Genomic DNA, 12331 nt, shown 5'->3' with positions numbered 1-12331 from the left:
CCATGTTTCTTGTGGTAGATGTCGGCAACACCAATATCGTACTCGGCGTTTACAGAGGGCGTGAGCTGCTTCATCATTTTCGGATCGGCACGAACCGGCAATCGACGGTCGACGAATACGGGGTTCTGATCTACAACTTGTTTCAAATGTCCAAAATTGATGTAGAGGAGATCGAAGGGGTTATCATTTCTTCGGTTGTTCCGCCGTTAATGCATGTGCTTGAAGAGTTATGCGAAAAATATTTGTATCATAAGCCGTTGATCGTCGGACCGGGCATCAAAACGGGGCTCAATCTGCGCTACGAGAATCCGCGCGAGGTTGGCGCGGACCGGATCGTCAACGCGGTCGCCGCGATCGAACAATACGGCGGACCTCTGGTGGTGGTTGATTTCGGAACGGCCACGACGTTTGACTGCGTCGATGCGCAGGGTAATTATTTGGGCGGAGCCATTGTACCGGGTATCGGGATTTCGACTGAAGCGTTGTACCAAAGGGCATCAAAATTGCCGCGGATCGAACTGGAGAAACCGAAGAAGGTCATCGGCCGCAATACCGTTCATGCGATGCAGGCGGGGATTATTTTCGGTTATGCCGGACAGGTTGACGGCATTGTGGGGCGAATCCGACGCGAAATGAATACCGAGCTGAAGGTGGTAGCCACCGGCGGACTCGCCGAGCTGATTGCGAGCGAAGCATCTTCCATCCAGGAAGTGAATCCTTGGCTTACGCTTGAAGGGCTGCGCCTTATTTACGAGCGAAATCAATAACACGTTTATATAAAGAAGGTAGCGGAAGTTTATCAACCTCTACAAAGGAGGCTTCATCTGTGGAAAACAAGACTGAAAAAGACCGTCTGATTCGCGGTACGGCGATGAACGGAAAAGTCCGCGCCTTCGCGGTGCGGACGACGCAATTGGTAGAAGAGCTTCGCCGGCGGCACGACACCTACCCGACGACTACGGCGGCGCTTGGCCGGACCGTGACGGCAGCAGCCATGATGGGCGCGATGCTCAAAGGGGAAGAACGGCTGTCCATCCAGGTCAAGGGGGACGGACCGATCGGCCAGATTGTGGCGGACGCCAACGCCAAAGGTGAGGTTCGCGGCACGGTGACCAATCCGCATGTCCAACTGCCGAGCAACAGCAAAGGCAAACTTGACGTAGCGGGAGCCGTCGGAACGACCGGCTTCATCCATGTGACCAAGGATTTGGGTCTTAAAGATCCGTATCGCGGAAGCGTGCCGATCATTTCGGGGGAACTCGGAGAGGACTTCACTTATTACTTTGCTTTGTCCGAGCAGACGCCTTCGGCGGTGGGGCTTGGCGTTCTGGTGGATACGGATTCCAGCGTCATTGTGGCGGGCGGATTCATCATTCAATTGCTGCCGGGACTAAGCGATCCTGAGATCGACGCCATTGAGCGGGCGGTCAGCCAGCTTCCGCCGGTGACTTCGCTGCTTGACCAGGGATTGGAGCTGGAAGAGATGCTGCGCTGGATCTTGCCGGACGTCAAAGTGCTGGATGAAATGGATATCATTTTCTCCTGCAACTGCTCGTGGGAACGCGTCGAGCGAACTCTGATCAGTTTAGGCAAAGATGAATTGATCCAGCTCCGCGACGAGGACAAGGAAACCGAAGTGGTTTGCGACTTTTGCAATGAGGTGTATACTTTTGGGCAAAAAGAGCTGGACGACTTAATTGCCAAGACCAATTAAGATAGGCTGAAGAGAAAGAACGAACGTATACTTTGCTCACCCGAAGTTCAACTTAGGGGAGCAAAGTATTTTTTTGTGCCCTTTATTGACAACTCCGATCGGTGTTGTTAAGATAATAGATAGTAAAACCAACTTAATTACTCGGAAATAAGATTTTATTCTAAGGCGAATGAATTCCACTACTAGTTTTTTACATCAGGAGCTTGATTACTACAGCAAGAATCGACGCGATTATACAATATTGTTTTTTTATATTATGAGGAGGGTTTTATCATGGCAAAAGTCGTAAACAACGTAACGGATTTGATTGGCGGTACGCCGCTGGTTCGCCTGAACCGCATTGTTCCGGAAGACAGCGCGGAAATCTACGTAAAACTGGAGTACCAAAATCCGGGGTCCAGCGTAAAGGACCGGATCGCGATCAGCATTGTTGAAGAAGCGGAAAAAGAGGGCAAGCTGAAACCGGGCGGCACCATCGTAGAAGCCACAAGCGGAAATACAGGGATCGGGTTGGCGCTCGTAGCTGCAGCTAAAGGCTACAAGGCGGTTATTATCATGCCGGAAACGATGAGCTTGGAGCGTCGCAACCTGCTTCGTGCTTACGGTGCTGAGCTGGTGTTGACTCCGGGATCGGAAGGCATGAACGGTGCGGTGAAGAAAGCCGAAGAAATTCTGGCTGCCAATCCGGATTATTTCCTGGCCGATCAATTCAGAAACCAGGCCAACGTGAAGATTCACCGTGAAACGACGGGACCGGAAATCGTGGAAGCGATCGAATCGCTCGACGGCCAACTGGACGCGTTTGTAGCGGGTATCGGTACAGGCGGAACGATCTCGGGTGCTGGCGAAGTGCTCAAGAACCGTTTCCCGGATGTGAAAATTTATGCGGTTGAACCGGCGGCTTCCCCGATTTTGGCGGGCGGCAAACCAGGCCCGCATAAAATCCAAGGTCTTGGCGCCAACTTCATTCCGGAAATTTTGAATCGCGAAATTTACGATGAAATTATTCACGTGGAAAATGACGACGCTTTTGAACAAGCGCGCAAAGTGGCTAAAGAAGAAGGAATTCTCTCCGGAATCTCCTCCGGGGCGGCCGTTTTCGCTGCTCTTAAAGTGGCTAAAGAATTGGGTAAAGGCAAGCGGGTTGTTGCCGTCATTCCAAGTAACGGCGAACGTTACCTCAGCACACCGCTTTATAATTTCGAAGCCTAATCGTTTGTGAAGGAATTTTTGATTCTTTCCGCTCATAAATAGTTGAATTGAATGCTTACAGGCTGGCTTATGACTGCGACCCTCACGGCTGATCCTTCAAGGACACCGCGGGGGTTGTTGTGTTTGCAAAGTACCGGCGTTTTAGTATACTAGCAAGCAATAAGCTTGCGAAGTTGAATATGGATATAGACAAACATGGATATAGACGACGAAAAAATGAAGCTGGAGGATGCGGCGGCAGATGGAAACGGTGATAACGCAAAAGCAGTGGGAGACATGGGCATCAGAAGGAGCGTGGACACTGCTGCCATGTGCCGTAAAATACCGGCCTGCCGGGGATTTGCCTCTTAATTGGATGGGAGCCTGGGAACAGGCTGAACCTTACTCTTTTGTTCTGGAGAGCGGCAAGGGAGGCAGATATACTTTTCTGGGAATGAATCCGGCGTCGGTAATTCGGGGAAAGGGTAACTCGGCTGTAGCCCGGGATGGTGATTGCGGCAATGCGGTGGAATTGGAGGGGAAGCCGCTTGCGTTATTGCAGCAATGGATGGAGCCCTTCAAAACACCGGCCGTTTCCTATTTGCCGAAGTTTTGCGGCGGTGCGGTCGGATTCCTGGGCTACGATATCGTTCGTTCGCTGGAGCGGCTACCCCGGTTGGCCAAAGATGATTTGGAGCTCGACGACTACGTGTGGATGCGGTTTGAGGAGCTTTGGGTGTGGGATCGGGAAGAAGCGGCTCTATATGCGGTAGTCCACCGCCGGGCGGAAGAATTCTCAGCCTTGCCGGAAACGTACAGACAAGCGGAGGAACGGGCTATCTCCATGATCGGACAATGGGAAAGGATTTGCGCCGCCGGAGCAACCGATACGAATGAGTCGGGAGGACTCGAACCCGGGGACATCAATGATTATGATGCCATTGAAAATACAGCCGCCTCCATGTCCAGGCAGGAATTCGAGGCTGCCGTGAGCCGCATACAGGAATACATCGCGGCCGGCGATGTGTTTCAGGTCAATTTATCGCTCAGACAAGCCTTCAAAATGTCCGCTTCGCCGGAAGCGGTCTATGAGTGGCTGCGGTTGATCAATCCTTCTCCTTATATGGGCCTGCTGCGGTTTCCGGATTTTCAGCTTGTTTCCGCGTCACCGGAACTGCTGGTGAAGCTGGAGAACGGTCGGATGAGCACCCGCCCGATTGCGGGGACCCGGAGGCGCGGCCTGACGGAGGAAGAGGACGCTTTTATGGAGGCTGAGCTGACTCAAAGCGAGAAAGAGCGTGCGGAACATATCATGCTGGTCGACCTGTTGCGGAACGACTTGGGGCGTGTGGCCGAGTACGGCTCGGTCGGCGTGAGCGAACTGTTCTGCATCGAGCGTTATTCGCATGTGATGCATTTGGTGTCCGAGGTGGAAGGGACCCTGCCGCCCGGGAAAACCGCATTTGATGCGATCGCCGCCATATTCCCCGGAGGAACGATTACCGGCGCGCCGAAAGTCCGGACGATGGAGATCATCGAGGAGTTGGAACCGGTCACCCGCGGGCCTTATACCGGCTCCATGGGATGGATTGACTATAACGGGAATATGGAATTAAATATTATTATACGTACGCTGGTCGTTAAGGACGGATTTGGATATATTCAGGCGGGGGCGGGCATCGTGATTGATTCCATACCCTACCGCGAGTACAGGGAAAGCCGCAATAAAGCCAAGGCTGTTGCCGTGGCGCTCCAAAAGAGCGAAATAAACGCCGCCGCTCAGGCGAAGGACAGGGGATGAAGGAATGATACTGGTCATCGACAACTACGATTCTTTTACGTATAACCTGGTTCAGTATTTGGGGGAACTGGGAGAAGAGGTAACAGTCCGGCGCAATGACGAAATAGATCTGGAAGGGATTGAAGAACTACGGCCAGATCACATTTTGCTTTCCCCGGGACCCTGCACGCCGAACGAGGCGGGAGTCACGCTGGATGTCATCGAACGTTTTAAAGAATCGATTCCGATCTTCGGCGTGTGTCTCGGCCATCAGGCGATCGGCCAGGCTTTTGGCGGGAACGTGATCCGTGCCGAGCGGCTGATGCACGGGAAGACCTCGCCGATTCACCACAAGGGCGAAGCTGTATTTACCGGACTGCCGTCGCCGTTTACGGCAACGCGCTATCATTCCCTGATCGTGGAGCGGGAGAGCCTCCCGGATTGCCTGGAAATTACGGCAGAGACGGAGGAAGGCGAGATTATGGGGCTGCGCCATAAGCAATATGCTGTGGAAGGCGTCCAGTTTCATCCCGAATCGATCATCACCGATCATGGGCATCAAATTCTCCGCAACTTCCTGAACCGGAAGTCGGAAGCGAGAGTATGAAATACATCGGGGTGAATGGAGTACCCACCCCATCGGACGAAGCCGTGATTTCCGTAATGGATCACGGCTTCATGTACGGGATGGGGCTATTCGAGACGTTGAGGACGTATGACGGAGTGCCTTGTCTGTTGGACCGGCACCTGAAGAGGCTAAACGAGGGCTGTAGCGTTCTCGGCATTCCCTATGAGGCTGATGCCACGAAGATGCAGACGGAGATCGGCGAACTCATGGCCTTAAACAGCCTAAGCGAAGCCTACATCCGCCTGACCGTTTCGGCAGGAGAGGGGCCTCTCGGCCTGACCACGGAAAAGTACTCAAAACCTTCAGTTATTATATACGCAAAGCCGTTGCCTCCATTGAATCCTGTTCTGTATACGCGCGGTAAACAACTATGGCTGCTTTGCACCCGGCGCAACACGCCGGAGAGCGAGGTCCGCTTGAAGTCGCTCCATTATATGAACAATTTGCTGGCAAGGCGCGAATTGGCGGTCTATGAGGCGCAAGAGGCGGCAGCAACGCCGAACTTGGACGTCGCGCTAGGCGCATCTCCATCTTTAAGCCCGCACTCGCTTCTCGCCGAAGGAATGCTGCTCACGGCCGAGGGGCATTTGGCCGAAGGGATAGCCAGCAATTTATTTTTTATGGAAAAAGGCAAACTATATACGCCAGAGATCGGAACGGGCATCCTGCCGGGAATTACCCGGACGGTTGTGATGGAGCATGCCGCTCGGTGCGGATTGGTTGTGGAAGAAGGAAAATATACCTGGGACAAGCTCACGCGGGCGGAGGAAGTGTTTGTGACCAACTCGGTACAGGAACTGGTACCGGTGACCTTGCTAGCCGAACCGGACGGAAAGCGTGTGGTTGTAGGCGACGGGGAAATCGGCATGATAACCAGGCAACTATTATATTTTTACAGAGAGAGTGTGGGGAGACAGCATGCGCAATAAGTTGTACAAAAGAAGTTATCCTTGCGGGGAAACAACGCTGAAGCTAGGGGAGCGGACTCTCATTATGGGGATCCTGAACGTGACTCCCGATTCATTCTCGGACGGCGGGCGTTATAATGATGTTGACCGGGCGGTTCGCCATGCCATGCAGATGGTTGAGGATGGGGCCGACCTGATTGACCTCGGAGGAGAATCAACGCGTCCCGGACATAAGCCGGTAAGCGAGCAGGAGGAGCTGGAACGCGTAATTCCGGTGGTGGAAGCCCTTCACCGCGAAATGCCGCAAATTCCTTTATCCGTGGATACGTATAAAGCGATGGTGGCCCGGGAGTCGCTCAAAGCGGGCGCCCACATCATAAATGATATTTGGGGGTTCAAGGGCGATCCACAAATGGCGGGTGTGGCCGCCGAATTCGGATGTCCCGCGATTTTGATGCATAACCGTCATGATCGGAATTACAAGGATTTGCTACAGGATGTGTCTGACGATCTGATGGAATGCGTCCGTATTGCGAGGGAGGCCGGAGTTAGGGATGAGCAGATTATTCTGGATCCGGGAATCGGGTTTGCTAAAGATTATAATGAAAATTTGCAGGTGATGAAGTCGCTGGATCAGCTTATGGAGCTTGGATTTCCTATGCTTTTAGGGACTTCCCGCAAAAAATTCATCCGCACCGCGCTGGACCTGGAGGCTGATGAGGTCGTGCTTGGAACGGCGGCTACCGTCGCTTTCGGCATTGCGCAGGGGTGCCAGATCGTTCGCGTTCACGATGTTAAGGAGATCAAGCGTACTGCGCAAATGTGCGACGCCATTTTATATGCATCATCTACAAGGCAGGGGGATATAAATTATGGATAAAATGATCATTCGCCGGATGGAATATTTCGGCTACCATGGTGTTTTTGACGAAGAACAGAAATTGGGCCAGCGTTTCTACGTAGACCTTACGCTTGAACTTGATTTGCGGCGGGCGGGGCAAAACGATGATCTTGCCGAAACGGTAAATTATGCCGAAGTTCATGAACTTGTGAAGGCAATTGTCGAGCAAAAGAGCTTTAAACTGATCGAGGCGCTTGCTGAGCATATTGCATCCTCGGTTTTGGACACTTATACTATGGTAGATGCCTTAACGGTCGGCGTGACAAAGCCGCATCCGCCTTTTGACATTCATTTCGAAGGTGTGACGGTCGAATTGCACCGATCCAGAAAGTGAGAAGGATTCATGACTAAACATTCCACCTCTGACGGATCAGAGGCTTATATTGCATTAGGGGCTAATTTGGGGGATCGCGAATCCACTTTAATACAAGCGGCAGCTTTGCTGGACGGGCACCCGGATATTACGGTGCTTCGCAGTTCGAATTTATATGAGACGGATCCTGTCGGGTACGTTGATCAGCCTAATTTTGTCAATATGACATTGGCGCTTCGGACTACGCTAACTCCCGAGGCACTGTTGAAGGTCATGCTGGAAACCGAGCTTGCTCTCGGGCGGGAGCGAAAAATCCGCTGGGGCCCGCGGACGGTTGATTTGGACCTGTTATGGATGGAGGGTCAAATCATCGATACGCCATTCCTGACCTTACCCCATCCGCGAATGCTGGAGAGGTCTTTTGTGCTGGTTCCGCTTTGCGACATTGTTCCCGAAGATGATTCTACGGGACTTTACGAGCAGGCGCATACGGCGCTGAACCTCATGGACGGAAAGGAAGGAGTACGGTTTTGGAAAACAGGCATCTGGCCCAGCGCATCCGCGCATTCCGAAAACTGAAGGGATATACGCAGCAGCAGCTTGCCGACGAGTCCGGCGTATCGCTGGCTGTCTTAGGGGCTATAGAACGGGGAAACCGCCGTGCAGAAGATCAAATTTTAAATAAAATTGCAGATGTTATCGGAGTGACTGTAGCCGAGTTGAAGCAGACGGAGTAGGGGAGTCTGGAAAACTAAGTCTTAGCTTCCGAAGCTAGTTTAGTACGAAGATATCCAGGAAGCATAGCTCACAAAACTTTTAGGAGGGACCATCATGCTGAAGATCGGCGATATCGAAATGAAGAATCAGGTTGTGCTAGCCCCGATGGCGGGAGTGTGCAATCCGGCCTTTCGGTTAATAGCCAAAGAGTTCGGCACCGGACTTGTCTGCGCAGAGATGGTTAGCGATAAGGCCATCCTTCACGGCAACAAGCGGACTAAAGAAATGCTGTTCGTAGATGAGCGGGAGAAACCGCTAAGTCTGCAAATTTTCGGCGGGGATCGCGAATCTCTCGTCGAGGCGGCCAAAGTGGTCGATCAAGAGACGAACGCGGATATTATCGACATCAATATGGGCTGCCCTGTGCCCAAAGTGACGAAATGCGATGCCGGCGCGCGTTGGCTGCTGGATCCGAACAAGATTTTCGAAATGGTATCCGCTGTTGTGGATGCCGTAAGCAAGCCGGTGACGGTAAAAATGCGGATCGGCTGGGATGCCGAGCATATTTACGTCATCGATAATGCCAAGGCCGTCGAACAGGCGGGCGGCAAAGCGGTCAGCGTTCACGGCCGTACCCGGGAACAATTGTATACCGGCAAGGCGGACTGGGAATTTATAAGACAGGTCAAAGAAGCCGTGTCTATTCCGGTTATCGGCAATGGGGACGTGGCTACTCCGGAAGATGCCAAGCGCATGCTGGATCAAACCGGCTGCGACGGAGTCATGATCGGCCGGGGTGCATTGGGCAATCCATGGATGTTATACCGTACGGTTGAGTATCTTAAAACGGGAATTCTGCTGCCTGAGCCGGAAGCCGCGGAGAAAATCCGGATCGCGATTTTGCATATGGACCGTTTGGCCGCCCTCAAGGGCGAGAGCGTCGCCGTTCGGGAAATGCGCAAGCACATGGCCTGGTATCTGAAAGGCCTCAAGGGCGCTTCCCGGGTCAAAGACGTTATTATGGAGGAAACCAAACGCGACGAAATGGTACGGATCCTCGAAAATTTTGTCGCTGAGATGGGTACGGAAAGCGATACGGCCGAGTCCGCATAAGTAGCGCTGTTTAGCCAGTGATTTTCCACTTCGGGAGAACCCAACTCTTATGAAGCGTTTTCATTTGCAGATTGGGGTGTCATTGACATTTCAGAACGGTTATCCTATAATTTCACAGTATAAATTCGCCTCAGGAGATAACTTCCACAACATGGATGGTCTGACCTCCATGCGATTGCATATGATATTCTCAATGAAGCGTGAGTTTTCACGGCCGTTGTCAGGCGGAAATTACGGAACTTCTTAGGGAGATCACAGCCCATTTCCTCCATTTTTTGGGGAAGGCGCCCTTGTTTGAAGCTGCCCGGCAGTCCGCCGCACAGTGCGAATATTATTTCCATGACAGGAGAATCGGTTGAGATGAGCGATAAAGAAGTAATTCTTACACAGGACGGTCTTAAGAGACTGGAAGAAGAATTGGAGAATCTGAAGTCTGTAAGACGCCGCGAGGTGGCCGAGCGGATTAAAACCGCCATTGGATACGGCGATATCAGTGAGAACTCTGAATATGAAGACGCTAAGAACGAACAGGCATTTATCGAAGGGCGTATTATCACTCTGGAAAAAATGCTGCGCAATGCCCGGATCATCAACAATGATGAGATCGATACGGATACGGTAAGCATCGGTTCAACGGTTACGGTTCAGGATTTGGAGTATGGCGATACGATGGAATATGCGATTGTCGGTACGGCAGAATCCGATCCGCTGCAGAATAAAATATCGAACGAAAGCCCTGTCGGCAAAGCTATTCTCGGTAAGAAAAAAGGTGCTGTAGTCGATGTGACGGTACCGGCAGGCGTCATTCAATATAAAATAATCGATATCAAGAAATAAGGCTGAACTAGCGTCCCAAGAAGCTTCCCCGGCGGAAGCTTCTTTCACTGTTTTAAATACAAGTTGTAAGGAGTGGAACGAATTGAGCGAGGAACAAAATAACCAGGAAATCGTTGAGATTAGTGAACTGCTGCAAGTCCGTCGCGACAAATTGGACGAGCTGCGCGGATTGGGTGTAGACCCTTTTGGCGGCAAGTATGAACGTACCGCGATGGCGGGGGACATTTTGAAGCAGTACGACGGATTGACCAAAGAAGAACTTGAGGAGAAGCAGTTGAAGGTTTCGGTCGCAGGCCGGATTATGGCCAAACGGGTCATGGGCAAAGCCAGCTTTGCTCATATTCAGGATCTGTCGGGCAAAATCCAGATTTACGTGCGTCAGGACAGCGTGCCTGAAGTGGAATACGCGGCCTTCGGCGTGCTTGATCTCGGGGACATCGTTGGGGTGACCGGCGAAGTGTTTAAGACCAAAACCGGCGAAACTACGATTAAAGCCGAAAACCTGGTTGTTTTGTCCAAATCGCTATATCCGCTTCCCGACAAGTATCATGGCCTTAAGGACGTCGAACTGCGCTATCGTCAACGTTACGTCGACTTGATCGTAAATCCGGAAGTACAGCAAACGTTCATCAAACGCTCCCGGATCATTCAATCCATGCGACGTTATTTGGATTCCCTCGGCTATCTGGAAGTCGAAACGCCGACTTTGCACAGTATCGCAGGAGGCGCGGCCGCACGTCCTTTTGTTACGCATCATAATGCGCTGGACATGGAACTGTACATGCGGATCGCTATTGAACTTCATCTGAAACGCCTGATTGTTGGCGGATTAGAGAAAGTTTATGAGATCGGACGGGTATACCGGAATGAAGGGATTTCCACGCGTCATAACCCGGAATTTACAATGATCGAATTGTACGAAGCTTATGCCGATTACAAGGACATTATGGCCTTGACTGAAAATATGATCGCTCATATCGCCCAAGAAGTGCTGGGCACACAAATCTTGCATTACCAAGGGCAGGAGGTCGACCTGACTCCGCAATGGCGCCGCGTGTCTATGGTGGATGCGGTTAAAGAAGTAACCGGCGTGGACTTCGGCGTTCAAATGAGTAATGAAGAAGCCCATCGGTTGGCCAAGGAACATAAAGTACCTGTTGAACCGCATATGACCTTCGGACATATTTTGAATGCTTTCTTCGAGCAGTTTGTTGAGGAAACCCTGATTCAGCCGACCTTTGTATTCGGACATCCGGTAGAAATCTCACCGCTGGCCAAAAAGAATGAGGAAGATCCGCGCTTCACCGATCGCTTCGAGTTGTTTATTGTAGCTCGTGAGCACGCGAACGCATTTTCCGAGCTTAATGACCCTATTGATCAACGCCAGCGTTTTGAGGCTCAACTGCTTGAGCGTGAGCATGGTAATGATGAAGCGCATGAAATGGACGACGACTTCATTCGCGCTTTGGAATACGGTATGCCGCCAACCGGCGGTTTGGGTATCGGGATCGACCGTCTCGTGATGTTGTTGACCGATGCCGCTTCAATCCGGGACGTTCTGCTATTCCCGCATATGCGTAATACCGTCGAGTGAGTTAACTGATTGCAGACCCTGCTATGTGCGGGGTCTGTTTTTCATTTCAATTTACTTAATATAAAGGTTGCATTGTATGAGCATACGTGATATATTATAAATCCGGTCGCCAGTAACAAGTTTTATTAAAGACGGATCAGAAATGACTCGAAAAAATAATACTTGCTAAACTGCGCTGGATGTTGTATACTATAAAAGTTGCCGCTGATGAGGCGGTAATGAAAAACGAAGTTGATCTTTGAAAACTGAACAACGAGTGAGTATTAATAGAGAATTAATTTTCTCGTCAGTTTCAAAATGAGCAAGTCAAACACTTTATTGGAGAGTTTGATCCTGGCTCAGGACGAACGCTGGCGGCGTGCCTAATACATGCAAGTCGAGCGGACCAATGGATTCCTTCGGGAATCCGTTGGTTAGCGGCGGACGGGTGAGTAACACGTAGGCAACCTGCCCGTAAGACTGGGATAACTACCGGAAACGGTAGCTAATACCGGATAATTTATCTTGTCGCATGGCGGGATAATGAAAGGCGGAGCAATCTGTCACTTACGGATGGGCCTGCGGCGCATTAGCTAGTTGGTGGGGTAACGGCTCACCAAGGCGACGATGCGTAGCCGACCTGAGAGGGTGAACGG

Annotated in this window: 13 protein-coding genes and 1 rRNA gene; all 14 read left to right on the top strand. The window is 51.5% G+C overall.

Features of this window, described 5'->3' with window-relative positions; genetic code table 11:
• The first annotated feature begins 2 nt into the window (after nt 1-2).
• Nucleotides 3-767 carry a type III pantothenate kinase gene (locus ACLB09_RS23785; protein ID WP_410772322.1) on the top strand — a complete coding sequence of 255 codons (765 nt, stop codon included), beginning with the start codon at nt 3-5 and terminating at the stop codon, nt 765-767.
• 59 nt (nt 768-826) lie between these two features.
• Nucleotides 827-1714 carry an Hsp33 family molecular chaperone HslO gene (gene hslO / locus ACLB09_RS23780; RefSeq protein WP_410772321.1) on the top strand — a complete coding sequence of 296 codons (888 nt, stop codon included), beginning with the start codon at nt 827-829 and terminating at the stop codon, nt 1712-1714.
• A 273-nt stretch (nt 1715-1987) separates the two neighbouring features.
• Nucleotides 1988-2926: a cysteine synthase A gene (gene cysK, locus ACLB09_RS23775; protein WP_410772320.1), complete on the top strand. Its 939-nt coding sequence runs from the start codon at nt 1988-1990 to the stop codon at nt 2924-2926.
• A 241-nt stretch (nt 2927-3167) separates the two neighbouring features.
• Nucleotides 3168-4706: an anthranilate synthase component I family protein gene (locus tag ACLB09_RS23770; protein WP_410772319.1), complete on the top strand. Its 1539-nt coding sequence runs from the start codon at nt 3168-3170 to the stop codon at nt 4704-4706.
• 4 nt (nt 4707-4710) lie between these two features.
• A complete protein-coding gene (gene pabA / locus ACLB09_RS23765; protein WP_410772318.1) occupies nt 4711-5292 on the top strand; it encodes an aminodeoxychorismate/anthranilate synthase component II in 582 nt (193 codons plus the stop codon).
• Nucleotides 5289-6242 (top strand): aminotransferase class IV, encoded by a 954-nt coding sequence (locus ACLB09_RS23760; RefSeq protein WP_410772317.1) that lies wholly within the window; start codon nt 5289-5291, stop codon nt 6240-6242. Before pabA ends, ACLB09_RS23760 begins: the two co-directional genes overlap by 4 nt.
• Nucleotides 6232-7101, top strand: coding sequence for a dihydropteroate synthase (gene folP / locus ACLB09_RS23755; protein ID WP_410772316.1), 870 nt, complete (start codon nt 6232-6234; stop codon nt 7099-7101). Before ACLB09_RS23760 ends, folP begins: the two co-directional genes overlap by 11 nt.
• A complete protein-coding gene (gene folB, locus ACLB09_RS23750) occupies nt 7094-7456 on the top strand; it encodes a dihydroneopterin aldolase (RefSeq protein ID WP_410772315.1) in 363 nt (120 codons plus the stop codon). Before folP ends, folB begins: the two co-directional genes overlap by 8 nt.
• 9 nt (nt 7457-7465) lie before the next feature.
• Nucleotides 7466-8014, top strand: a complete 549-nt coding sequence (gene folK / locus ACLB09_RS23745) for a 2-amino-4-hydroxy-6-hydroxymethyldihydropteridine diphosphokinase (protein ID WP_410772314.1) — start codon at nt 7466-7468, stop codon at nt 8012-8014.
• Entirely contained in the window at nt 7966-8172 is a 207-nt protein-coding gene (locus ACLB09_RS23740) for a helix-turn-helix domain-containing protein (RefSeq protein ID WP_410772313.1), read from the top strand. Before folK ends, ACLB09_RS23740 begins: the two co-directional genes overlap by 49 nt.
• Before the next feature lie 94 nt (nt 8173-8266).
• Complete coding sequence (gene dusB, locus ACLB09_RS23735; RefSeq protein ID WP_410772312.1) at nt 8267-9265, top strand: tRNA dihydrouridine synthase DusB; 999 nt, start codon at nt 8267-8269, stop codon at nt 9263-9265.
• Between the two features lie 360 nt (nt 9266-9625).
• A complete protein-coding gene (greA, locus tag ACLB09_RS23730) occupies nt 9626-10102 on the top strand; it encodes a transcription elongation factor GreA (protein WP_410772311.1) in 477 nt (158 codons plus the stop codon).
• A gap of 82 nt (nt 10103-10184) precedes the next feature.
• Nucleotides 10185-11696: a lysine--tRNA ligase gene (lysS, locus tag ACLB09_RS23725; RefSeq protein WP_410772310.1), complete on the top strand. Its 1512-nt coding sequence runs from the start codon at nt 10185-10187 to the stop codon at nt 11694-11696.
• Nucleotides 11697-12011: 315 nt separating this feature from the next.
• A 16S ribosomal RNA gene (locus tag ACLB09_RS23720) occupies nt 12012-12331 on the top strand; the annotation flags it as partial.

Source organism: Fontibacillus forbon (assembly GCF_046559655.1).
Lineage (GTDB): Bacteria > Bacillota > Bacilli > Paenibacillales > Paenibacillaceae > Fontibacillus.
Note: the sequence above shows the minus strand (reverse complement) of the source record. Positions and strands in the feature narration are given on the sequence as shown.